Origin of the sequence: Gorillibacterium massiliense (genome assembly GCF_000455485.1) — a bacterium.
GTDB lineage: Bacteria > Bacillota > Bacilli > Paenibacillales > NBRC-103111 > Gorillibacterium > Gorillibacterium massiliense.
Window position 1 is genome coordinate 1 of the sequence record NZ_CBQR020000061.1, and the last position, 23,670, is coordinate 23,670.

General features: G+C 49.1%; 20 protein-coding genes. 11 read left to right on the forward strand and 9 right to left on the reverse strand.

The features are described from left to right. The 4 genes from TJ79_RS27525 to TJ79_RS06275 form a co-directional block, all read left to right on the forward strand. Positions 1-965 (forward strand): ABC transporter substrate-binding protein (locus TJ79_RS27525; protein ID WP_040949439.1); only part of this gene is annotated, 965 nt, incomplete at its 5' end. 88 nt (positions 966-1,053) lie between these two features. After that, the gene (locus TJ79_RS06265) at positions 1,054-1,944 is read left to right on the forward strand and encodes an ABC transporter permease (protein WP_040949440.1); all 891 of its coding nucleotides are present in this window, start codon (positions 1,054-1,056) and stop codon (positions 1,942-1,944) included. A gap of 14 nt (positions 1,945-1,958) precedes the next feature. Next, positions 1,959-2,846, forward strand: a complete 888-nt coding sequence (locus TJ79_RS06270; protein WP_040949441.1) for a carbohydrate ABC transporter permease — start codon at positions 1,959-1,961, stop codon at positions 2,844-2,846. A 516-nt stretch (positions 2,847-3,362) separates the two neighbouring features. Next, positions 3,363-4,160: a GNAT family N-acetyltransferase gene (locus tag TJ79_RS06275; protein ID WP_040949442.1), complete on the forward strand. Its 798-nt coding sequence runs from the start codon at positions 3,363-3,365 to the stop codon at positions 4,158-4,160. 82 nt (positions 4,161-4,242) lie between these two features. On the opposite strand, the gene TJ79_RS06280 is transcribed toward TJ79_RS06275, so the two are convergent. Together TJ79_RS06280 and TJ79_RS06285 are read right to left on the reverse strand one after the other, a co-directional pair. After that, positions 4,243-4,695: a CBO0543 family protein gene (locus TJ79_RS06280; RefSeq protein WP_040949443.1), complete on the reverse strand. Its 453-nt coding sequence runs from the start codon at positions 4,693-4,695 to the stop codon at positions 4,243-4,245. Then, positions 4,616-5,737 (reverse strand): DUF2515 domain-containing protein, encoded by a 1,122-nt coding sequence (locus TJ79_RS06285; protein ID WP_040949444.1) that lies wholly within the window; start codon positions 5,735-5,737, stop codon positions 4,616-4,618. The genes TJ79_RS06280 and TJ79_RS06285 overlap by 80 nt, the downstream gene beginning before the upstream one ends. 94 nt (positions 5,738-5,831) lie before the next feature. Here TJ79_RS06285 and TJ79_RS06290 point away from each other — a divergent pair, with 94 nt between their 5' ends. Further along, a complete protein-coding gene (locus TJ79_RS06290; RefSeq protein ID WP_040949445.1) occupies positions 5,832-7,694 on the forward strand; it encodes a terpene cyclase/mutase family protein in 1,863 nt (620 codons plus the stop codon). A 29-nt stretch (positions 7,695-7,723) separates the two neighbouring features. On the opposite strand, the gene TJ79_RS06295 is transcribed toward TJ79_RS06290, so the two are convergent. Further along, positions 7,724-8,818 (reverse strand): lactonase family protein, encoded by a 1,095-nt coding sequence (locus tag TJ79_RS06295; protein ID WP_040949446.1) that lies wholly within the window; start codon positions 8,816-8,818, stop codon positions 7,724-7,726. A gap of 254 nt (positions 8,819-9,072) precedes the next feature. Beyond that, positions 9,073-9,987: a VOC family protein gene (locus tag TJ79_RS06300; protein ID WP_040949447.1), complete on the reverse strand. Its 915-nt coding sequence runs from the start codon at positions 9,985-9,987 to the stop codon at positions 9,073-9,075. 247 nt (positions 9,988-10,234) lie between these two features. Between TJ79_RS06300 and TJ79_RS06305 the strand changes: the two genes are divergently transcribed. After that, on the forward strand, positions 10,235-10,795 hold the full coding sequence (locus tag TJ79_RS06305; RefSeq protein ID WP_040949448.1) for a TetR/AcrR family transcriptional regulator: 561 nt from the start codon (positions 10,235-10,237) through the stop codon (positions 10,793-10,795). 6 nt (positions 10,796-10,801) lie between these two features. Beyond that, positions 10,802-12,205: a DHA2 family efflux MFS transporter permease subunit gene (locus TJ79_RS06310; protein WP_040949449.1), complete on the forward strand. Its 1,404-nt coding sequence runs from the start codon at positions 10,802-10,804 to the stop codon at positions 12,203-12,205. Positions 12,206-12,229: 24 nt separating this feature from the next. Here TJ79_RS06310 and TJ79_RS06315 read toward each other — a convergent pair whose 3' ends face one another. The 4 genes from TJ79_RS06315 to TJ79_RS06330 are packed head-to-tail and all read right to left on the reverse strand — an operon-like array spanning position 12,230 to position 16,431. Further along, entirely contained in the window at positions 12,230-13,390 is a 1,161-nt protein-coding gene (locus TJ79_RS06315; RefSeq protein WP_052339333.1) for a GerAB/ArcD/ProY family transporter, read from the reverse strand. A gap of 1 nt (position 13,391) precedes the next feature. Next, a complete protein-coding gene (locus TJ79_RS06320; protein WP_040949450.1) occupies positions 13,392-13,625 on the reverse strand; it encodes a hypothetical protein in 234 nt (77 codons plus the stop codon). After that, complete coding sequence (locus TJ79_RS06325; protein WP_162162925.1) at positions 13,622-14,818, reverse strand: Ger(x)C family spore germination protein; 1,197 nt, start codon at positions 14,816-14,818, stop codon at positions 13,622-13,624. The genes TJ79_RS06320 and TJ79_RS06325 overlap by 4 nt, the downstream gene beginning before the upstream one ends. Before the next feature lie 5 nt (positions 14,819-14,823). Next, the gene (locus tag TJ79_RS06330) at positions 14,824-16,431 is read right to left on the reverse strand and encodes a spore germination protein (RefSeq protein WP_052339334.1); all 1,608 of its coding nucleotides are present in this window, start codon (positions 16,429-16,431) and stop codon (positions 14,824-14,826) included. Positions 16,432-16,592: 161 nt separating this feature from the next. Between TJ79_RS06330 and TJ79_RS06340 the strand changes: the two genes are divergently transcribed. The 3 genes from TJ79_RS06340 (at position 16,593) to TJ79_RS06350 (ending at position 19,150) form a co-directional block, all read left to right on the forward strand. Continuing rightward, a complete protein-coding gene (locus tag TJ79_RS06340) occupies positions 16,593-17,141 on the forward strand; it encodes a flavodoxin family protein (protein WP_040949453.1) in 549 nt (182 codons plus the stop codon). A gap of 230 nt (positions 17,142-17,371) precedes the next feature. Further along, the gene (locus TJ79_RS06345; protein ID WP_040949454.1) at positions 17,372-18,541 is read left to right on the forward strand and encodes a YhgE/Pip domain-containing protein; all 1,170 of its coding nucleotides are present in this window, start codon (positions 17,372-17,374) and stop codon (positions 18,539-18,541) included. 75 nt (positions 18,542-18,616) lie between these two features. Beyond that, positions 18,617-19,150 (forward strand): PadR family transcriptional regulator, encoded by a 534-nt coding sequence (locus tag TJ79_RS06350; protein ID WP_040949455.1) that lies wholly within the window; start codon positions 18,617-18,619, stop codon positions 19,148-19,150. A 131-nt stretch (positions 19,151-19,281) separates the two neighbouring features. Here the strand turns inward: TJ79_RS06350 and TJ79_RS06355 are convergent, their stop codons facing one another. Further along, a complete protein-coding gene (locus TJ79_RS06355; protein ID WP_040949456.1) occupies positions 19,282-20,172 on the reverse strand; it encodes an AraC family transcriptional regulator in 891 nt (296 codons plus the stop codon). A gap of 143 nt (positions 20,173-20,315) precedes the next feature. Here TJ79_RS06355 and TJ79_RS06360 point away from each other — a divergent pair, with 143 nt between their 5' ends. Further along, positions 20,316-23,669 carry a DUF5107 domain-containing protein gene (locus tag TJ79_RS06360; protein WP_052339343.1) on the forward strand — a complete coding sequence of 1,118 codons (3,354 nt, stop codon included), beginning with the start codon at positions 20,316-20,318 and terminating at the stop codon, positions 23,667-23,669. The last annotated feature ends 1 nt before the right edge of the window (position 23,670 follow it).

Consider the following 23,670-nt stretch of genomic DNA (forward strand, 5'->3'; position numbering starts at 1 on the left):
TCTCTTCGAATAACATGGGTGGATTCGATCCGGTTTTCGGTGCGAACGACTCTTATCCGGGCTACTGGCTCGACAACGGCGACGGCACGGTCACTTATGGAACGCTGACAGACAGCACGAAGAAGACGCTGGCTCTGCTGGCAGATTGGTACAAGAAAGGGCTCATTGATCCGGAAGTTGGCACCCGCGATAACGTTTCCGATCCGATCAACGCCAACCAGGCGGGCATCTTCTTCGGCCCTTGGTGGAACGGCGGCTACGGTAACGGCGACTCGTTTAAGAACGACCCGAAGGCCAATTGGCAAGCTTACCCGGTCTATACCGACGACGGAAAATGGAACGTTCATATGAAAGCGACGGGCAGCTCTTATACGCTAATCAGTAAAAATGCGAAGCCCGACGTCGCCAAAGCCATTCTGATCATGAACAACGCCCTCGTGCGAGATGAATCCACCTTCGACATCTCCGTCGCAGTCGCTTGGTACCCGCTGCGCAACGTCATGGCGGCAGCTAACGAGACGGAATACGAGTACAAGGAACTGCTTAAGATTCTGAACGGCCAAGCGAAGCCCGAAGATTATAACATCCCGAACAGTCTATATAAGCTGATGTACGCAGATGCAAAGAAAGTGAAAGATGTCATTAGCCCTCCTTACGATAATCTCAATGTCAGCAACTACAACATGACGAACTTTGGCGACTTCCAGCGGCTATATTCCGTCATGATCGGCGACCGTCCGTACACGACCATCCCGATCGATAAGAAGGTCTACAGCGTAACGTATAACCAAACGCCGACGATGGAGACCAAGTGGGCAAACCTGAAGAAGATGGAGGATGAGACGGTTCTGAAGATCATCCTGGGCCAATCCTCCATCGATTCCTTCGATAAGTTCGTGAAGGATTGGAAAGCTCAAGGTGGCAATGAGATCACGAAGGAAGTAGCGGAACTCCTCAAAAAGTAACCCTCTCCAAACTTGCCAAAGGCGTTAGGCGAGTCCAGCCTTTGGCAAGTTTTTTTATTCAGCCGCGAGAGATAGGAGGTTGATCGTCATGAAAACGAAGGGCGTGCAGAAGCACTATTACTTCATGCTGCTCCCGGGCATGGTGTGGCTCATTCTGTTCAGCATCGTGCCGATGGCCGGCATCGTGATGGCGTTTGAGAATTATAATCCGGGGCAGGGGCTTTTTCATTCCGAATGGGTCGGCATGGACAACTTCAAGTACATGTTCCAGCTGAATGACAGCAAGACGGTCATCATCAACACCTTTGTCATCTCCATCGGGAAAATCGTATTCAACCTGCTGATCCCGCTGATCTTCGCGATTCTCCTGAACGAGTTGAGAAGCTTGCGGTATAAGAAGATCGTCCAGACCGTCGTTTATCTGCCGCACTTTCTGTCGTGGGTCATCATGGCGACGATCGTCATCGGAATCTTCGGCTATTACGGAGTAGTTAACACGGTCATCAAGAGCTTCGGCATGGATCCCAAGCTCTTCATGGCGGATGCGAGGATTTTCCGACAGATCGTAATCGGCACTGACGTATGGAAGGAATTCGGGTATAACGCCATCATCTATCTCGCGGCGCTGACGGGTGTCAACCTGAACTTGTATGAGGCGGCGGCGATCGATGGGGCGGGCCGTTGGCAGAGCATCCGGAACATCACGCTCCCGGCGCTGGCCACCACCGTTGTGCTGCTTGGGGTGCTCAGCCTCGGCAACGTGTTGAATGCTGGGTTCGATCAGGTGTATAACCTGTATAACCCGCTGGTCTACTCCACGGGCGATATTTTAGACACTTGGGTATACCGGCTTGGCCTGCAAAATCTTCAATTCTCCCTTGCCACGGCAGCAGGTCTGTTTAAGTCGGTCATCAGCTTTGTGCTCATTTTTATCTCGTACCGGTTAGCGTATCGCTACGCCGATTACACGGTATTTTAGAGGGGGGAGCGGATTTGGTCCGAAATCGAACGTTAGGCTCGAGAACCTTCGAGACTGCCAACATCGTCATCCTCGCGATTCTGTTGATCAGCTGCCTCTACCCGCTATGGTACACCTTCTGCGTGTCTATCTCCGAGAAGTCGGCAGCGAACGCGGGGCTGGTCACCATCTATCCGATCGGCTTCTCGCTGTCTTCCTATAACGAGATCGTAGGCGACCGTCTCTTTTTTAATTCATTCTGGATCTCGATCCAGCGGACTGTGCTTGGGACGGTTTTCTCTATGCTGGTGTCCGTGCTGATGGCCTATCCGTTGGCGCGCCCCAAGCGGGAGTTCCCTCTTCGCAACACATTCATGTGGATTCTCGTCTTCTGCATGCTTTTCAGCGGCGGCTTGATCCCGTGGTATCTTACGATCCAGCATTATCATATGATCAACAGCATCTGGGCGTTGGTGCTCGGGGGCGGCGTGCCGATCTTCAACGTCATCCTGATCATGAACTTCTTCCGCAACTTGCCGAAGGACTTGAACGAAGCGGCCATCGTGGATGGCGGCGGCCCGTGGTCGATTCTGTTCCGGATTTACATTCCTTGCTCCATTCCCGTGCTCGCAGCGGTGGGGCTGTTTATCAGCGTGTACCATTGGAACGAGTTCTTCAACGGACTGGTGCTCATGAACACGACCGATAAATACCCGCTGCAGACGTATATCCAGCAGTTGGTCGTCAACATTCCAGTCGGCACCAACCTCACTCCTGACCAGTACAAAAAGTTGTCCGAACTGTCCAACCGAACGCTTAACGCCGCTAAGGTGTTTATCGCGATGGTTCCCATGCTGGCTGTCTACCCATTCCTTCAGCGATACTTTGTTTCCGGCATCATGTTGGGCGCGGTGAAGGAATAAGTCAGTTAAGCAAGAGCAAGAGCAAGAGCAAGAGCAAGAGCAAGAGCAAGAGCAAGAGCAAGAGCAAGAGCAAGAGCAAGGCACTCCATCCGAGAGGAAGGAGTGCCTCTTTTTTGTAAAAGAAAACCCCCAGTTTGACTGGGGTTCAGGAAAGCTTACAGCTATGAGTAGAAAATCCTTTGAACTCAATGATAAAATGGGTGCCGGTCTGCCAACCGCACACAAGAAATCAAAGGAGAACAAAGGATGGATAAAAGCAGTCTAGCACACACGAAATGGAACTGTAGTACCAAGCCCTTATAGGGCTGAAGGAAGCCACCGGCTAAGCCGGTGGTTATGACTACACAAGTGCTTCCTTTCCAGACCATTTTTAACAATACTAATTAACTGGAAAGTTTAGCTATATCCATTAACCACCATGTATTTATTTGGATGTAGTATAAAATAGTTTGTAATAGGGAGACGAAACAGCAAGTTACTATGGTTTTCCTTAGTCTTATTTAAGGAGTGAACACTTTGAAATCACCGCAAAATGTTTTGTTTATGAGTTCGTCTTATTACGAATGCCGCAGCATGTTTTCACAATACGTAAAATCCTTATCCGGTGTATATGATAATTACTTAGAAGACCACATACTCGATTCAAGTTTTTATGAAATTCGAATAGATGGGGCAATGATAGGGTATTTTGCAATTCACAATGAGGTGTTGTTAACGCAGTTCTATATTCAAAAATGCAATTGTATATATGCACAAAGTATTTTTGGAAAAGTCATTAAAGAATATCGTATTGAGACTGCCTATGTTCCAACATGTGATGAGTTGTTTTTATCTTTGTGCATGGAAAACCATAAAGAGATTGAAATACAGGCATTTATTTTTGAAGAAAGCGGAAGTGATGTAAGACCACCTGAATTTTCAAAACCGAATTTTAAGCTTGTATCCGAAGATAGGTGGGCGGAAGTAAATGAAATGACAGATGGCTTTTTTGAAGAGATGAATACCGATAAGGTTAAAAAAGACGGATTATTATTTGAGATATATGAGCTTAGTGTCAAGGATGAAGTCTTAGGTTATGGTTTACGTGAAGAAGTAAGGGTTTTTACTGACTATAATGCCACCGGAATGTATGTCATGCCGGAACATCGTCAAAAGGGTGCGGGGAGAAGCATTATTATCTACTTAAAGAACATCTGCGCAGAAAATGGTAAGAAACCGCTACCCGGTTGCTGGTATTATAATCATAATTCTAAATCTACTTTGGAGAGCTCGGGTTTTGTAGCCAAGACCAGGCTTCTAAAAGTAAGGTTTTAATTTACGTAAAGTCCCGATCCTTGATCGGGGCTTTTTCCTTGATACATGAAGTTTTCGAGGTTTTCTCATGGCTTTCTTTGCTCTACTTCTCTTTTTTCCCTAGCCAAAAATAAACCGCAGAGATGATCGTGAAAAACAGAAAATACCCGAAGAAGCTGTAAACATGCAGCCACTTATCGGTATGGGCAAAGAACCCTAGTTGCTCCGCCCATTTTTCCATAACAGGCACCAATAGGCTGACGAATAGGATGAGGATGGACCCCACCAATCTATTCACCAGAGAAAGGCAGTATAAGATAACCATCGTTATGATGGGCAGCCCAAATAGCGTGAAGGCGATATTCACCGGAAAGACTTCCGGAAGCAGCCGATGAGGAAACTGGTACAACCCTTTGCCGACAAAATAGAGATCAAGGTATGTGCCGAGCAGAGAAGCCAGTAGTGCGCATGTGAAGCTATCTTTGGTCCAAAAGGCTGACCGCTTTTTGGGCGAGGGCGGCAACTTCGAGGCGTTCCAGTGTTTTGCAGTATTCACTCTTAATCTCCCCGTCCATCATTTCAATGTCATCCGCTAAATAATCCACTACGCTTATATCCTGAAACCAATCTCCCGGTTCCGCCTCCGGCTGGCTGATATTTTTCCAGGCATACTCAAGCTTTGGACTGTAAATCCGCTTCGCTCCATCGCGCAGCCGGCAAGCTTTTAGCCTTAAGGGGTAGGGAATCCCCGGCACGCTTTCTTTAATGTCATTGAATAAATGCGGCCAGTAATCCTTTCTTGAACCCGTATGCGGGTGACGTTTCGCCCAATCGAGGGCCTGCAAATGGAAATTTTTATTTCTGAACAAAACGGCATATAACCTTTTTCCAAGTAAGATTCGCTCATGGAGAGATTGGAACTGATGCAGGGTCTGCCCCTTTAGCTTTTCACCTTCCGCAGGGAAAAGAATCTGGTTAAAGCTCAGCCAATCCTGAAGGGAAAATTCAAATTTGGATAATACCTCTTTTTGATAATGGTCGTTTTGAATAACTCGTTTTTCCAAGTAGCTTTGTTCATTGATCACTAATGCCATACAAAGGATAAACGGGTCGCGGACGCTCCAATAATAGTTCCAGACCGTCTCCATAAAAGTAGAAACATTCAGATGGGGCAGCAGATAAAATAGGGGGCGATTTTGCTTTAAGCTCTCCTCGTAGAGTAGAAATTGCGGATAGGCATCTTGGAAAATCAACCAATTTCCGCGTTCCAAAAAATGAAAGAACGACTCCTGTTCCTTTTTCGAGAGCAGTCTGGTGAGGAAGTCGCCCTTGAGGTCGGTCATATTCCATCCGCCATTCCGCGATACCATGTGGCCTAAAAAGGCCCAGTGGATGTCAGGATGCTGGAGGTAAAACGCGAGATAGGCTTTTGTGCGGGTCAAGTTATTTACGTTATGGTCCTGGGTGATCACGATGATTCGGTTCAAAAGCTTTTTCTCAGAGAGAGTTAACTCATTCGAGTTCGAGACGGCAGGGGAGATCTTTTTCTTCAATTCCTCGCGAATCGTATCAAGGGGTGTTTTTTGGCGGTTTCTTATGAAAAAAATATCAGCTTCCCTCCCTTATGAATGGCCTTTTGTAGAGCCGAATATGCATAGCTAAAGATGTTTTGCGGGGGGAAGGGGAACGAGAATGACCGATACGGCAAAAGGAAGGGAGTGGATCATTGACATTCTGCGAAATGACCAATCTCCCGATGGATCGTGGGCTTATCCCTTTGACACGGGGATTTCTACCGATGCTTATATGATTATTTTATTGCGATCATTAGAAATTGATGATGAGGAATTGATTGCTGGACTTTGCCGGAGGATTTTAAGCAAGCAGCAGAAAAATGGGGCATGGAAGCTTTTTTATGATGAGGGAGAGGGCAATCTATCCGCTACTTTAGAAGCCTATTATGCGCTGCTTTTTTCCGGATTGTACCCGAAAGAGAACGCGCGTCTTCGCGCCGCCAAACTGTTTATTATGGCTAAAGGCGGGTTGTCGGAAGCGAGTCTGTTTACGAAAGTCATCCTGGCGATAACCGGACAATACAAATGGCCGTCCTGGACCCCTTTACCTATTGAAATGATTCTGCTCCCGCGCCATTTCCCCATCCATTTCTATGCGTTCCCTGTTTTTGCGAGAGTCCATTTGACTCCGATCATGATATTGGCTGATAAAAAGTTCTCCATTCAACCGGCAAATGCTCCTGATCTATCTGATTTGAAGACGCGAAGAGAGGAAGACGATCAATGGGTCCGGTCAAATGCATGGCATTCTCTACACTCCTTGATTCAGGACGGAGTCAGACGATTGTTCGGCATCCCCAGTGAACTGCACCGTTTAGCCCTTGGACGTGCCCAAACATATATGCTGGACCGGTTGGAGCCGGACGGGACCTTTTACAGTTTTTTCACCAGTACCTTTTTGATGATTTTTGCCTTGCTTTCGTTAGGGTATAAAAAAACGGATCCGGTTATTACCAAAGCTGTCCAAGGGATTCGGGCGATGAAATGCGAAATCGATGCCCTTCCTCATATGCAATTTACAACGGCAAATGTATGGAATACCTCGTTAATCGGCTATACGCTTCAGGCAGCGGGAATTCCAAACGAAGACCCAATGGTGATGAAGGCGAATAATTATCTGCTGAGCCGCCAGCATGACCGCTTTGGCGACTGGGTTGTGCATAATCCAAACGGCTTGCCGGGCGGATGGGGATTTTCCGATGTGAACACGATGAATCCGGATGTGGATGACACAACGGCCTCGTTAAGGTCGATAGCCCGATTTTCCCTGAAGAATGGGGCGCCTTGGGGGAGGGGCATCAGCTGGCTTTTGTCGATGCAAAACGATAACGGCGGTTGGCCTGCTTTTGAAAGAAATACCGATAATAAGCTGTTCGAATTCTTTCCAATTGAAAATAGCCGATTTTTACTGGTGGATCCCTCTTGTGCGGATTTAACGGGGAGAACCCTTGAATTTTTCGGAAACTATACCACCCTTCCCGCCAGCCATTCCGCTGTTCGGAGAGCCGTTAATTGGCTGTTAAAAAATCAGCGGAATGATGGGTCGTGGTACGGACGATGGGGGATTTGCTTTATTTACGGTACATGGGGTGCGGTTACGGGTTTGGAAGCAGTGGGCCAGTCGAAAAGCCATCCAAGCATTCAAAAGGCTGCGGCATGGCTTAAGAGTATTCAGAATTCCGACGGCGGATGGGGCGAATCGTGCTGGAGTGACATTAAAATGACCTATGTTCCGTTAAGGACGAGCACGCTGACGGATACGGCTTGGGCGCTGGATACCTTGATCACGATTGCGGACCGGCCGACTGCGACCATCGAAAAAGGAATCCACTATTTGCTGGATTCCCTTGAGAAAGAGGATTGGACCACCGACTATCCAAAAGGCCAAGGCGCGGGGGGGGATCTCTATATGCATTATCATAGTTACCGGTACATTTTCCCCCTGCTTGCATTAGCGCATTACCGAAGAAAATTTGAATGAAAAACGAAAGCATTGGAGACCAATTCGCATTAAAGAGCAGCTAAACCTTGCGAACCAAAATACGGTGAGTTGGCCCATGCGGCAACCTGCAATCGGACCAGACTGCCATCATCGTTGATCGCAAATACGGAGACTGTGCCCTGATTCCCGTTAAGGGTATAAAAATGCCGTCCATCTTTGCTCACTCCAGCATCGATTGGCAAGCCGGTAGGTGATCCGACAGGTGTACTGGTCGTAAGCCCGACAACCGTCAGCGCTCCGTTGCCATCTATACGGTAGGTGGATATTGAGCCACTTAGGGTATTGGTGGTATATGCAAAACGTTCATTCCTCGTTGTTGTAACCCAGCAAGTCGTTTTCTGGCCGTTCAGTACAGTGCCGCTGATCACTTTAAGTATCCCGTTGTCGCTCATTGAATAGGATGACAGTCCATTAGAAAATGCCTCCGTAACGATAAGAACTCCGGAGGATAGGTAACAAGAACCGAAGGGTCCCATACCATTGGAGTCGTTAATGATGGGGCCAGTAACCGTGCCATTTCCACTAACATGATAGACACTTAGATGGTTTGTCGTAAGCTCAGATACGACGATTTTACGGCCATCAGATGTGAATAAGACCCGGGCCGGCTGAGCATTCATAGTACTTAGTGAATGGGTGGACCCCGGGATAGGAGTAAGGCGCCCATTATTTTCGATGTGAAAACCAGAAATATTGGATGCAAAATGATTAGCGTCACTACCCACATTGGAAACATAAAGAAGATTACCGAATCCATCTAAGCTATTTGGCTGAGCACCTCCCGATGGTTTCACATCGGCAAGAACGAGTCCTCCATTGCCCGTAATGATAAAGCTGCTGATACTATTGCTGCCTGCATTAACGGCAAATAAGAATCGCCCGTCACGGGACAACGTTAGTGAGCCTTGAGACGCAAGGGGATCCACGCCATCGTTTGCTGTCGCAGGTGAGACTTCCCTTGTACCTGTACCTCTTCCATTTGTCGGGTAGGCCCCCATAAAGGTGAGTAAACCATTCATATCCCGGAAAAACGCAATGACTTCATTACTTGCTTCCCTATTGGTCATCATGTAAACCATGCTGGCTCTGTTTGATTGTTGCATTTTTCGATACTCCTCTCCAAGTCGTTCTTCGGTTCTTCACGCTATCGTTCCATATTATTCATCTGCAAGAGAAACCTAGAACAATGCCCCTGCAGTTAGAGTGCGAGGGCCCTACTTCGAAGAGCATGTATTTTCGAATGAATGGTTGCCTATTTAACCTGATCAAAAAAAGAAACCCGCGCGTTATTTCGCAGCCGGGTTTCTCGTCATTTCGAGGGTAACCACTCAAATGGGTGGTTGTGTTCGGGTAAGGGTCATTCCCCTTGATAGGCTTTGTGCAGTTCCGCGATGTTGAATTTTTTCATTTTCAAAAACGATTGCGTGACACGGTCTCGCTGTTCCGGCGTACCTTTGGACATCAGCTCGTCCAATACGGATGGGGTGATTTGCCAGGAGACGCCGAACTTGTCTTTCAGCCAACCGCATTGCTCGGCTTTAGGATCGGCAGAGAGCTTTTCCCAGTAGGAGTCGATTTCATCCTGGGTTTCGCAAGAGAGCATCAAGGAAATCGCTTCGTTAAAGGTAAACTGGTGTTCGTAGGCGCTATCCATTGCCGTAAACCATGTATTTTCGATCATAAATTCGCTGAACATGACCGTCCCTTCTTTGTCTGGTGCTTGGTTTGCGCCATAACGGAAGAGGGAGCCGGGTCGGGTATTCCGGAAGACCGAAAGATAGAACTCCCGTGCTTCTTCCGCCCTGCCGCAGTTGTCGCCTACGAACAATAAAGAGGGGATAATCGTCGGCCGGGGCTCTCCTTCGGGATTCGTCAGAATGAGCTGCCACGTGATGCCGTATTTGTCCTGGATCCAGCCGTACCGGGCGCTAAAGGGATATTCGCCTAAAGGCATAAGCGCGGTACCACCTTCGGATAACTTGTTCCATACCTCGTTCAGTTTTTCTCTCGCCTCTTCATCCCGGGACGGATCGAAATTGACCATGAACGAGATCGAAGGATTTAGCGTGAAGTACGGCCCCGCGGAAATGGCCATGAACGGATGTCCCCAGACGCTGAACGAAACAAGATTGCTATCACCTGAAGGTGTATTGTCCAAAGCCGTCGTACTGGTGATTTCGGAATCAGGGAATACCGAACAATAGAACTGCGCGGCTTCCTTTGCCTCCTTGTCAAACCACAAATGGGGGGTAATGAGGTTAGTCTTCTTCATGATCATTGCCTCCTTAAATGGGATAGGCTTTCGGTCTAATTTTATCATAAAAATCAGAGCAATCGGATTTGACGGGACGCCAGATTCGGTTCATCAATGTCCAATGCATCAATGGAATAACATGGATATAATTGTGTCCAAGTTATGAAACTTTATCATATATACAAACTGAAAATTCTTGAATTTCATTTTTTCTATGTGATATAGTAACAAACAGACCGGTCGGTATGGAAGGAAGTTGAAGGAAATGGAAACAAAATCGTTGATTGTCGACATCGCGATAAAGCTATTTCAACAAAAGGGATACAACGGCGTGGGGTTGAACGAAATCCTGCAAAGCGGAAAGATTACCAAAGGGGCGCTTTACCACCATTTTCCGGGTGGGAAGGAAGAGTTGCTGATTGCTTGCATTGAAACCACAAACGCCATGATATGCGAGGATATCGGCAGCATATTCGCAGCTTTCCCGACGACGCAAGCGGCGGCAATTGCCCTGCTGGACAAACTGATCGTTCTATACGAAACGGAAGGGACCATCGCCTTCTACACCATCGGCAGCGTCGTAAGCGGGATGGACTCGCTACACGATCCGGTGCGTAAGGCATGCTCCCGATTGTATGCAGATATGCAGGAAATCTATTCGAATAAGCTTATGGCGGATGGATACTCCCGAGATGCTGCATCTTCCACCGCATTAATGATGACGGCTTCTATCGAAGGCGGAATCATGCTCTGTTTAACGAACCGATCCGCGGATCCCCTCCGCGTGATTAAACGCGGTGTATCAAATCTATTGAAGGAGTTTTAACGAAAAGTGAATAAAGCAATCAAAAGAGGACCGATCATGACGGCGCTTTTCGTAGCCGGCTTTGTCGGATTGTTTAGTGAAACGGCTTTGAACATCGCATTGAATGAATTGACGCAATTGTTTCAAGTGACCCCCACAACCATTCAATGGCTGGCGACGGGGTACTTTTTGACCCTTGGCATTTTAGTTCCAGTAACCGGGATATTGATGCAAAAGTTTTCCACGCGGCAAATGTTTTTGACCTCCATCATGCTGTCCATTGTCGGCACGATTATCGCGGCTCTGGCTCCTGCCTTTGGCATGCTGTTGTGCGCCCGAGTGATCCAAGCGGCGGGTCTGGCAATTATTTTACCTTTGACCCAAAACGTCATATTCACGATTTTCCCTCCGGAGAACCGTGGCGGGGCTATGGGTGTTATGGGCTTGGTGATATTGGCAGGTCCTGCACTCGGACCGACATTGTCTGGACTGATCCTCGATACTCTGTCGTGGCACTGGATATTCTGGTTTACGATTCCGTTCTTGCTCTTTTCGCTGATCGTCGGGTATGTCTTCGTTCCGAACGTCAATAAAATCCGCAACGTTTCCATCGATATCGTTTCCGTTTGCCTGTCCACTGTCGGGTTCGGAGGAATTGTCTATGGCGTCAGCGTGGCTGGTGATTTGGGATGGAACAGCGCAATCGTTATCGGTGCGATTCTGATCGGGCTATTTGCCCTGATCCTATTCTCCTTGCGCCAAACGAAGATGCCAGTACCGATGCTGCAACTAAAAGCGTTCCATCACCCGTTGTTTGTACTCGGTCTGGTCATGAGTTCCATCACGTTTTTAAACATGCTTTCGCTGCTAGTCGTTTTACCGATGTTCATTCAAATGGCTCTATTGGTTACAGCGTTTACGACCGGCTTGCTGCTCCTGCCGGGCAGCGTGCTGAACTGCGTGCTTTCCCCGGTTATCGGGCGCTTGTTCGACCGGTACGGGCCGAGAGCGATCATTACCCCTGGAACGATTCTGATCGCTGCTGGTTACGCTTTATACGCTCAATTTGACGCGGAAACGGCGTTATGGGCGGTGGCACTTACTCATATCGTCATGATGCTGGGGATCGGGATGGTGATCGCATCTGTGCAAACCAACACGCTTAACGCCCTTCCCCGGCAGCTTTACCCTGATGGCATCGCGCTTACTCAAACCTTTCAGCAAGTATCCGGGGCGGTAGGCATCGCTGTGATGGTATCGATTTTTACCTCGAAACAAAACGGCATTTTGGAGGGGGCAGCATCGGAAGCGGCGAATGCCGCGGCAGCGGGCTCTTCCCTTGTGTTCAAGATCGGTTTGGCGTTGGCGGTGATCAACGTTGCACTTAGCTTCTTCCTCAAGAAACCGAAATCATATATGGGGAGCGAATAAGGAAGAAACGATCCCGTAGACCGCCTACCCGGAAGGTACCATACCGTCGCCGGGAGGCTTGGAATCGAGTGGACCAGGTTGCTTTGGTTTGGGCTGCTTCTGTTTGTTCCCAATCAAATTGCGGATCATCTCGACAAGAGGATAAAGGAGCGGTAGGGACACAGTGAATAGCCCATGCACCATCCCAGCTTTCTTGAAGTAGGTATCAATATCGTTGACGTTTTCGAAAAGCCAGTAGGAAATGAAAACAGTGGTGACGGCAAGCATGAGGTTTAGCGGTTTTGAGTCTTTCAAGTTAAGGATTTGGCAAAACAACAGATTGCCGATGCGAATGTACAAGGCGATTTTGATGAACAGAGTGAACAGCCAAAGGATAATCAGGATCGGATCGAGATTGGCCAAAAAAGTGTTCGTGCGGATGAAACGGATCATTTCCAGATTGGGATAAGCGAAATCGCTGGCGAGCTTGGGGCCGAGCAGCAAAACGACTAAAATCATATTGACGATTGAATTGAAGGCGGCGGTTGCGATTGCCCAGAAAATGGCTTTTTTCGTTCTCTTGTAATCCACAAACAGCGGCATGAACCAGACGAGCAAGGAGACATCCGAGAATAAAGAGAAGGCCAAAAAGCTTCCGGGAAGGATCTCCTTTCCTTGCAGATTGGTAATCAAGGCAGAGTAGGAAGCCGGGACGATGGACACGCGGGTTAATAGCGCAATGGGAACAATCATGAAAATGGTGACAAAGAAAATTCCTTGTGCGGAGCGAAATATGGTTTGGAACCCGGCATGGGAGAGGCGGGCGATGCCGATACCGAGCAAAACGGAACCGGCCCATAGCGGGGTTTCCGGCAAGTAAATTTCGATGATAAACTCCGTTAATTGACGGAAGATGTCAGCCGCGAAAAAAAGGCAGGCAAGGGCGACAAACAGAACGAGGGGATAATGCACATATTTGCCGACGACTTCCTTACCATACTGTCCAAGATATTCATCGGGCCTGCGCTTCGAGTAACGCATCAGAATAAGGGTGAGCACAAGCGAGGCTCCACTGCCTATGAGGATGGCAAGCCAGGCCGAGTATCCGGCATATTCCACAATCGGCGTATTGAAAAAACTGACGATGGTGGATATCAAATATTGAGAGAACAGCATGTAGGTTTGGGAAGGATAGATCTTTTCCAAATCAATTCTCCTTATCCGCTGGGATCAGCATGCCTTGGATAGGCGAGATCGTATTCTCGAGAAATGTTAAGATTTTGTGGTTTTCCCGCATGGAGTAGACAAACAGAGTCAGAGACATGCAGAAAAGGGTCAACCCGATCACCTTGACGTAGGTTTTCGGTTTCCTGTTCTTGCGCCACAAATGGTTGAGCTGAAAAGCTGTGAGTATGAAGTAGGCAACGAAGATGGCAATCATTTTTCTGCCTCCGTAGCATGGATATCGGGAATTTTCCCTATGGAGACTCCGCCAAACCGGACAACACGGACATTGACGGACGTCTTGAATTCGACATCCTTTGCATAATAGTCGTGCCAGTCGCTTTTTACATCCTTCCATTTCCGGGGATATTTCCACTCCAGGTAGCGGTTGAGTTGGAAAACGTCGCTGCCGATTTTTTTCGTAAACGCAAGCATATCGTTTATCTGTGTGTTGAGATGCTCGGAAAAAGCGTTCTCGAGTTGATTGACTGCTTCCGTGCTTTTGATATCCAAATCCGATAGCGATGTGATCACTTCTATTTCGGGACGTGCGGTAATATGGAAGCCGACCCTCCCGTTATGCAGGTAGGGAGCGATTCGAACGTGATGCGTACGGATGATCGCATCGATGTATTGTCCATCCGTCGGAGAGGAGATGGCGATGTTTCTTGTTCTGGGCTTATCGACAAGCCAAAGCCCGCCTTGAATGGCGCTCTCCTTTGGAATGGTTGCGACCAGTTTATTATTCCGGAAAAAGCCGTCTCCGCGTAAGCCGATCCAGTTTTTCGCATTTTTCTCGTTTTCGACTCCTGTTTCACCGAATCCGATCATGGGGACAAAATCGTCGCCACCCCGTTCAGACGCAAACAGGAGTTCTTTGATCGTCAGGTCGGATTTCGGAGTCAGTTGCGAATAGGCGAACAAAATATCGGACGGGAAGCGTTCCATGACAACGGGGATTTTGCTTATCCGTTCCGCATTGCCTTGCGTCAGAAAAATGTTGGAGTTTATATGCATGCGGGGTTCGCGTGCTACGAGTTCTAAAATTTGATCGAGTCCTTCTTCCCGCGCCATTCTCTCTCCGATCACGACAATTTTGGTCTGCCCAAAGGTGATCCTGCGGGTACTGTCCGTCTGTATTTCCAGAAACGCCTCCCGAAGATTGGCAGCCGTTTTTGAGACGAAGCCGTAAGGTTTCCCAGCTTGCGAACCGCCGCCGCCGCTGGTCTGGCCGGAGATCAAGCGGTTGGCAAGGGGAAAGCCGATTGTCAGCTTGATGCCTTTATTGGTTTTGTCGATCAAGAATAATTGGGCAAATGCCCGATTGTTCAGTTCAACGGCAGACCAGCAACCCGGCAGGTAGAGTAAAAGAAAGAGAGAAAGCAGCGCGGTGATTCTCCGTATTTTCATAGGCGTCATTCATCCTTATCCTCGGCAGGTTTATCCCACTTACGTCCTTGCAGCCGCCTTCCGGCTTTGGAATTGGTTAACTTAAAGATTGGGCGAACTCCCATCGCCCACCAGGGAGCGCGGACCAGGGTATCCTTCAAATCTTTTCTGATCATTGGGGCAAGCGGCGACAAATAAGGGTAACCGAAGGATTTTAATTCCAAGAGATGGATATAGATCAGAAGCATCGCAATGGCTACTCCGACAAGTCCAAAGCTTGCTGCCAATATCATGATGGGGAACCGCAGCATGCGGAAAGAAAGTCCCAAGTCATAATGCGGAGTTATAAAGGAAGAGATCCCTGTCAACGAAACGATGATGACCATGACGGGGGAAGCGATCCCTGCTTGCACGGCTGCCGTCCCAATGATCAAGGCTCCGATGATGGAAACGGCTTGACCGATGGCTTGCGGGATGCGAACGGCTGCCTCTCGGAGGGCTTCAAAAAACAATTCCATAATGACAGCCTCCAGAACAGCGGGAAACGGAACGACCTCTCGAGCGGAAGCGACAGTGAGCAGTAGGTCTTCCGGAATGATCTCTGGGTGGAAGGTGGTAACTGCGATATAAAAGGATGGAAGCAAGAGAGAAAGAAGGAGGAAGACGAAACGAACCCAACGGATCCAGGTCGCGTACCAAAAGCGAGTGTAATAATCTTCCGCGGACTGCATGAGCATGAATAGGGTGACCGGCGCCATGATCGTGATGGGAGAACCGTCGACGATTACAGCGACCCTCCCCTCCAGAAGGGAGGCGCACACCGTATCGGGACGCTCAGTATATTGGAGTTGGGAAAAGGGAGACATCGGGTTGTCTTCGATAAATTCCTCCAGGTAACTTGAACCGAAGACGCTATTGATTTCGATGGAGCTGAGGCGGTACCTCATTTCCTTAACGAGCTTGTCGTTGTTTTTGCCCTCGATATAAACGAGAACGACTTTTGTTTTGGATTCGGTGCCAATAATCATTTCTTCCGTTTTGAAAGTGCTTAGTTTCAATCGTTTTCGCAGCAGCACAAGATTATCGTCAAGGCTTTCCACAAAGGCTTCCCGGGGTCCGCGAATGACTGTCTCTGTGTCCGGTTTCTCAATTCCCCGCTTGACGGGAGAACTTAACCCGATCAACAATTTCTTCTCGGAGCCGTCGACAATGAGCAGTACCTGCCCATCCAGGACACCGGTTAATGCATCTTCGGGAGTGCTGATTTGCTTCTGCTTGTTTACCGGAAGCGCGCTTTCATCGAACAGATGCTTCAACAGATCTTTTGAATCTGCTGATTCAGGGAATGAGGTCAATGGATTCAAGACGTTGTCCTGAAGGAGTCGAACGTCTACCATGCCATTGATATAGATGATGGTGCACGCAGTTTGGGCGACGGAGAAGTCATGATAAATGATATCAGAACAATTTGCTAACTCCTTTTTCAGGTACCCGACCGTAGCTCTCTGCGAAAGGGGAGCCTCATTTTTTTGATTCGTTGAGGTCTTCGTTTGACCTGAAGTGGAGAAGGCGGATGATTTGCCATGATTTTGATGGGAGATGCGTTTGAGCAACCGTTTCAGGAAGGATTTCATGAGTCCACCTTTTTTTCTCTCTATTTTTTCCATGGGGATTGGTTTTATTCGGGCGGGACAGAGAAGTCCTCTGACTGCCATATGGAGTGGAAAGTGTGATAAAATAAGCGCTAATAACTTCAGTAAAAACCCGAATAATTAACCACAAGGAGCGAAATAAGATGAAGATAGCCGTCATATATGGAGGAACCAGGAGGGGCGGCAATACGGAACTGCTTGCCGAAGCAGCGGTAGCGGGTTTGAACGCCGAACGCATTTTTCTTATGGACCACACGATCCGTCCCATTGAGGATCTTCGCCATAGCGAAGGGGGATTTCATGATGTTGACGATGATTACAACGCGATCATCGATCACGTGATGGAGCATGACATCCTTCTTTTCGCGACGCCGATCTATTGGTATGGGATGTCCGGACTTATGAAGAATTTCATCGACCGCTGGTCTCAAACCTTGAGGGATGCAAACCGCCCTAGTTTCCGGGAACAATTGAAGGGCAAGATGGCATATGTCGTAGCGGTAGGCGGCGATCAGCCCCGTCTGAAAGGGCTGCCGCTGGTGCTTCAGTTCCAGCATATCTTTGATTTCTTCGGTACATCGTACGGCGGCTATATACTTGGAGAAGGCCACCGGCCGGGGGATGTCAAAATGGACACGCAAGCGATACGCGAAGCGGAACTGATGAATGCTAAGTGGAAAGATCAAGTATGAAGATCAAGTATGAAAAAACGAACCACCGGCTTAGCCGGTGGTTCGTTTTTTGACTTTAGTCGGTTGCGTTCAGTCGAAGGGGCGATCGGATATCACACTTCCGCTCATTTCCGAAAACGTTTTCAATTGGAGTGCGGTAAAACGAGCCGAAAACTGCATTTGACATTATACACTGATTGTATTACTTTAATTAAAGTATATAGATTAGAGTGGAGAGGTGGAACTGTTTCATGAAAGCATATCTGAAGAACAAAGCCGTGATGGGTGGGGTATTCATGATGATTTTTTATCAAATTATCATGATCGTCATCTTTATGTCCGGTTACAGCGCGATTCCCAAAAACGTGCCGGACCTTAAAATCGCCATCGTCAACGAGGACACCCAGTATGGGGCACAGCTGATTGAAGGCATTAAAGGGAAACTGCCTTTTGAGACCGTTGCGGAGAAATCGCTGGAGCAAGCGAAGCAGGATTTGAATGATCGGAAGATATCCTTTTTACTGCATATTCCAAAGGATTTTACGGAGAAATTGTCCCAGCAAGGCGAGCAGGTGAAGCTGGAATATTTTATTAACCAGTCCAATCCGGCTTCCGTCGTAAGCACGATGCAGAATGTGGCGACGCAAATCACCGATGGCATAAAAACACAGCTGGAAACCCAAAGCATTCAAGGTGTTCTGCAAAATATGAAGCTGCCGGAAGAGCAGGCGAAACAGCTGGCGGAAGGGATCACCACCAAATTGTCTTCGAATGTGGTACTGACCAATCAGACGCCTGCCGGAATGCATAATCAAATGGCGCCTATGTTCCTGACGATGGCCAATTATGTCGGCGCTATGATTTATTCGATGATGAGTGTGACCGCATTGAACCAGATCAAGAAGAAGACAGGGAAATGGAATGCCTTCCTTTCCTTGCAGGGCTTTAACGTATTGCTTGCGTTGATCGCTCCCCTGGTCGGTGTTTCCATTTACTTTGGGTTCCAGGGCTATGGCGTCGAAGCCTTCTTCCAGGTTTGGCTTACCCATGCACTTGAAATGTTCACGGCCATTGAATTCACTAGTATTTTCTGCTTCCTGTTTGGTCAAGCGGGCATGATCCTGAATATGCCGGTGCTGCTCAGCCAAACCATCGCCGGAGGCGCTGTGCTGCCCCGTGCTATGATGCCTGGATTCTTTAAGGTCATCAGCTATATTTCCCCGATGTATTATACGATTCAGATCGATTTCAACACGTTGTTTGGCGGAGGGAAAACCGGGGAATACTTGCTGGCGCTGGGCATCATTGCAATAAGCGCACTTGCCATCAATGCGGTCGTTCATTTCTTTAATGGCGGCAGAGGTTTAAAGGCCGAGACTGCAATGGAAAAAGGCACTGCATTGGAGCCTTCATTCATGTAAAATAAAAGGGCCGGACACTTGGCTGCATGCGGTGTGCCGGCTCTGTTTCATTGATTTGTTGAGGAGGGAACGGCTTTGTCGCTTCAGATCTTTATTCTCGGCATGCTCTGCGAGGGAGAACACCACCCGTACGATATGAAGAAAATGCTTCTAAAACCTTTAGAGAATGCCATTTCCATTAATGACGGCACTTTGTATTACAATTTCGAGGTCCTGCATAAAAAGGGATATATCGAAAAAAAACAGGTGGTGCAATCGGAGAACCGGCCGGAAAGAACGACTTACGGCATTACGGATAAAGGCAGAGAGGCGCTAGAGAATGAGATCTATTCTGCGTTCCAAAACGTTACCTCCGTGCTATCGCTTTATTCATCCCTTATGTTTCTGGACAAGGTCAATCCGCATAAGCTTGCTTTTATTCTGGAGGAGGTTATTGCCAAGCGTGAGCGTAACCTCGAGCAGGTGGAACTGGCCAACCTCGGCTTGCCTGGCGTTCCTGAAAATAAGAAGGAGGCCGTACGCCTGGTGGTCGACCATGCCGGACAAGCTCTCAAGCAGGATGTGGAATGGCTGAAGAAATTGCTGGTTTATGTACGGGGCCTTCAATAGAAGGAAACGGGAATAAGGACGTTTGTCCAAATAGGAAAGATACAGTTGCGGATAACTTTGCGAATTAGGTTAGAAAACACGCCTTAAGGCGTGTTTTTTTTCATTATATGGAGAATACGCTGAGCGGATGATTACCCCTTGGGGATATTGCGGTATTCGGTGGGAGATTGCCCCATGAGCTTTTTGAACATACGGGAAAAGTAGTAGGGATCGTTCATGCCGACGGATGCGGCGATTTCCTTGACGGTCAAACCGGTGAGATCGAGCATATTGGCGGCGTGCTGCATCTTCATCCGCAGAAAATAATCGATCGGCGAGAAGCCGGTTTCCTTTTTGAAAAGGTGATTGACGTGCTGGCTAGACAAGCCCGTGCTCTTCGCCAGATCGGGCAGTTGGATGGAAGTGGCGACATGCTCTGTCATATACCGGATCGCGTTATCCAGGTGCCGGTCTCGTTTTCGGTCCTGGTCGGAGCGCAGAAGTTCTTGACCTAACCCGCTGATCAACCAGCGCATGGTCTGGGAGACATATACATGGGAGTGGAGGGAATAAGGCCTGTCTGCGATAATCGCCAGCGACTGGTCGATTCGCGCAATGAATTCTCCGCTGAAGCCGGCAGGCAACTTCTTTGGCATGTTTTCAAGCCCGTAAAGATGCGTCAACTCGCCTGTATGCTCTCCTTTTAGGTGAAACCAGTAAATACTCCATGGGTTCTGCTCAGATGCCCAATAACGGTGTGGGATGCCAGCGGGGATGATAACTAGACTGCCAGCAGGGACGGAAACGGAAATTTCTCCGGCTCTTTCAACAAATCCTTCTCCCTCGATGCAATAGATGAAAATATGGGCGTCGATTCCTTCCGGCCGTTCCCGGTAATGGTGTTTCGCGTGGGGGAAAAAACCGATGTCGCTTACAAAGAGCTGCCGCGTCAACTCTGCTCCCGCCAACTCCATCTGCATATATTCCGGAAGAACGAAAAGCCTTTGCTCGCGAAAGCCTTCCTTTTTTTTAATGGGTTCCATGTTTCTTGTTCCCTTCATACGAAATACGAATATCATCCATCATTACCCGCATTTCGTCAATTGGATTCACTCTTGGCCGGGGGTATAGTTAAGCTACCCTGAAAGGAGTGAACGCGTTGAACCAGATAGTGAATGAAAACCGGATGGCAGTCCGAGTGTGGGAGGAGGATGTCATGATTCCCACGTACGGCGTCGGGCAGCCGGACAAGAATCCGATGTTCCTTGAAAAGCGGGTTTACCAAGGCAGTTCCGGGCGGGTTTATCCGCATCCGGTTATCGATAAAATCGAAGACGAGAAGAAGCCTCAGGTGTACCGGATGGTGATTCTCGAGAATGAATATGTCCGGATCGAAATCATGCCGGAGCTGGGCGGACGCATCTATCGAGCTCTCGACAAGACCAATGATTACGACTTTGTCTATTACAATCAGGTGATTAAGCCTGCCCTAGTGGGATTGGCGGGTCCCTGGATTTCGGGAGGCATCGAGTTCAACTGGCCGCAGCATCATCGTCCGAACACCTATGGTCCGGTTGAATACTCTTGCGAAACGGGTGAGGATGGTTCAGCGACGGTATGGGTAAGCGAGATTGACCGGATGTACGGCACGAAGGTGACCGCAGGCTTTACCCTGCACCCCGGAAAAGCCTATCTGGAAATCAGTGCTCAGCTCTACAACCGGACCCCCGAACCGCAAACCTTCCTTTGGTGGGCGAATCCGGCAGTGGCGGTCAATGAGTATACCCAATCCGTCTTTCCGCCCGATGTTACAGCGGTTTTCGATCATGGGAAGCGCGACGTCTCCCGGTTTCCAATTGCGACGGGCACCTATTACAAAATGGATTATTCCGCCGGCGTAGATATTTCACGCTACAAAAACATCCCGGTGCCAACTTCCTATATGGCTTACAAATCGGACTATAATTTCGTCGGTGGATATGATCACGGCGTGCAAGCCGGGTTGCTTCACGTCGCCAATCACCATATCTCCCCTGGGAAAAAACAGTGGACCTGGGGCAACGGAGAATTCGGCCAAGCCTGGGACCGCAACCTGACGGACGAGGACGGACCTTATATTGAGCTGATGACGGGGGTTTATACGGACAATCAACCGGATTTTACATGGCTTGCCCCTTATGAAGTGAAATCTTTTACCCAATATTTCATGCCCTATAAAAAAATCGGCGTCGTAAAAAACGCCTCCATCGAAGCGGCGGTCAATCTGGAGATGGACGATGTGGCACAGCAGGCAACTCTGCAAGTATACGCCACCGGACGATACGAAAATGCTGTCGTTGAGCTGAAAGGAACGGGACGGACGTACATCCGGGAAACGGTTACCCTTTCCCCGACCCAAACGTTCAAATCGCTCGTATCTCTGGCCGAGGCCGATCAAGCCCATGATCTAATTGCGACCGTGCGCGGAGCAGACGGAAGGGTGTTGATTTCCTACCAGCCGAAACGTCCGGAAATTGAAGAGATTCCGGATGCGGCCAAACCGCTTCCCTTACCGGAGGAGCTCAAGACGAACGAACAGCTTTACCTGGCGGGCCTCCATCTGGAGCAGTACCGCCATGCTACCTTTGAGTCGGAGTCCTATTACCTGGAGGGCTTGAAGCGGGACCCGGGAGACATCCGCATAAATGTGGCCTACGGCACCTTGCTGATGCGGCGCGGCATGTTTACGCAGGCGGAATTGCATTTCCGTCAGGCGGTGAAATCGTTAACCTGGCGGAATCCCAACCCGTATGACAGTGAAGCCTACTACCAGTTGGGCTTATCGCTGATGTTCCAAGACCGGCTTCAGGAAGCCTTTGCCGCCTTGTACAAATCAACGTGGTCCGCTGCGTGGCAGGACCCGGGATATTTTACTCTTGCCCAGATCGCAAGCCGAATGGGGAACGAAGACGAAGCACTCCAGCTCGCAGAAAAATCGCTCATCCGCAACGGACGCAACTACCGGGCGAGACATCTGCAAGCGGCGCTGCTGCGTAGACTTGGCAGAGTAGAGGAAGCCTTGGCGTGTTCCGAAGAGACGCTGCGGCTTGATATGGCGGATTTCGGGGCGGCGAATGAGCGCGCATTAGCTCTGGCGGCGATGGGGAGAACGGCCGAATCCGCCGCAGCGATAGCCAGCCTGACACGCTTCATGCGGAACGACGCGCACAATTATTTGAATCTGGCGGCGGACTATGCTGGCGCCGGTCTTTATGGGGAAGCGATCGCCGTGATGGGCCGGATCTTGCCTGAGTCGCAGACAGACGCCTATCCGATGCTGTACTACGCAATGGCTTATGTGATGGAACTCGCAGGCCGTCGCGAAGAGGCAGCCGCATACCGCGATGGCGGCCGGAATACTGCTCCCGACTATTGCTTTCCGAACAGCCTGTTCGAGCAACTCGCACTGGAATGCGCCTTGAAGGCGAATCCATCCGACGACCGTGCCCATTATCTCCTGGGTAATTTGCTGTACGACAAGAAGCGTGCGGAGGATGCGATTCATCATTGGGAAGCTTCGGCGCAGCTCCGGGACACCTTCCCGACGGTTCACCGCAATCTGGCGCTGGCTTATTACAATAAGCGTCATAATCCCGAAGCGGCATTGACATCTTTGAAGCGGGCTTTCGAGACGGGGCCGCAGGATGCGCGGGTATTTTATGAACTGGATCAACTGTACAAAAAATTGGGCTACGCTGCCGAAGTACGATATACGAATATGAACGCTCACATGGAGCTTGTGGAAAAACGCGACGATCTGTTTCTGGAGTGCGTGACGCTCCTCAATTCCTTAGGCAGGCATGAAGATGCGGCGGCGGCGCTGGAAGTCCGCAACTTCCACCCGTGGGAAGGCGGAGAGGGCAAGACGACGGGACAGTATATTTTTGCCCATGTAGAAATGGCGAAGCGGAGCTTGCAGCAGAATTTGTATCAGAAAGCCGCCGGCTTGCTGCAACAGGCTCTCGTCTACCCCGTCAATCTGGGGGAAGGGAAGCTCGCCGGTGCCCAGGAGAACCATATCTACTATTACCTTGGCTGTGCCCATGAGAAAATGGGTGACCATGAGAAAGCCCGGGAATGCTTCGCCGTCGCTTCCCGTGGACTGGAGGAGCCGGCCAGCGCGATGTATTACAACGATCAACCGCCGGATATGATTTTTTATCAAGGATTGGCATGGCGCAAGCTGGGGAACGAAAAGGAAGCCAAGCGACGTTTCAACAAGCTGATGGATTACGCTGAGAAGCATTTGTTCGATGAAGTGACTTTCGACTATTTTGCCGTTTCCTTGCCGGATTTCCTCGTCTTTGAAGACGATCTTAATAAACGCAATCAAATTCACTGCCGGTATATGCGCGGGTTAGGGCTTGCCGGTCTTGGCCGCAGATCAGAGGCTGCTAGCGAATTCGACGAGGCGCTTCGTCTGGACGCCAGTCATCAAGGAGCGAAGATTCATAAAGATTGGCTGTTTACACATGATGATCAAGGAGCAGGGGAGAGATGAC

What these genes read in the sequence shown, in the direction of transcription:
- TJ79_RS06295 (WP_040949446.1), bottom strand. Translation starts at nt 8,818, where the DNA reads ATGCAACAATCAAACAGAGCCAGCATGGTTTACATGATGACCAATAGG.
- TJ79_RS06290 (WP_040949445.1), top strand. Translation starts at nt 5,832, where the DNA reads ATGACCGATACGGCAAAAGGAAGGGAGTGGATCATTGACATTCTGCGA.
- TJ79_RS06340 (WP_040949453.1), top strand. Translation starts at nt 16,593, where the DNA reads ATGAAGATAGCCGTCATATATGGAGGAACCAGGAGGGGCGGCAATACG.
- TJ79_RS06360 (WP_052339343.1), top strand. Translation starts at nt 20,316, where the DNA reads ATGGCAGTCCGAGTGTGGGAGGAGGATGTCATGATTCCCACGTACGGC.
- TJ79_RS06265 (WP_040949440.1), top strand. Translation starts at nt 1,054, where the DNA reads ATGAAAACGAAGGGCGTGCAGAAGCACTATTACTTCATGCTGCTCCCG.
- TJ79_RS06355 (WP_040949456.1), bottom strand. Translation starts at nt 20,172, where the DNA reads ATGGAACCCATTAAAAAAAAGGAAGGCTTTCGCGAGCAAAGGCTTTTC.
- TJ79_RS06330 (WP_052339334.1), bottom strand. Translation starts at nt 16,431, where the DNA reads ATGAAATCCTTCCTGAAACGGTTGCTCAAACGCATCTCCCATCAAAAT.
- TJ79_RS06345 (WP_040949454.1), top strand. Translation starts at nt 17,372, where the DNA reads ATGAAAGCATATCTGAAGAACAAAGCCGTGATGGGTGGGGTATTCATG.
- TJ79_RS06320 (WP_040949450.1), bottom strand. Translation starts at nt 13,625, where the DNA reads ATGATTGCCATCTTCGTTGCCTACTTCATACTCACAGCTTTTCAGCTC.
- TJ79_RS06300 (WP_040949447.1), bottom strand. Translation starts at nt 9,987, where the DNA reads ATGAAGAAGACTAACCTCATTACCCCCCATTTGTGGTTTGACAAGGAG.
- TJ79_RS06305 (WP_040949448.1), top strand. Translation starts at nt 10,235, where the DNA reads ATGGAAACAAAATCGTTGATTGTCGACATCGCGATAAAGCTATTTCAA.
- TJ79_RS06325 (WP_162162925.1), bottom strand. Translation starts at nt 14,818, where the DNA reads ATGAAAATACGGAGAATCACCGCGCTGCTTTCTCTCTTTCTTTTACTC.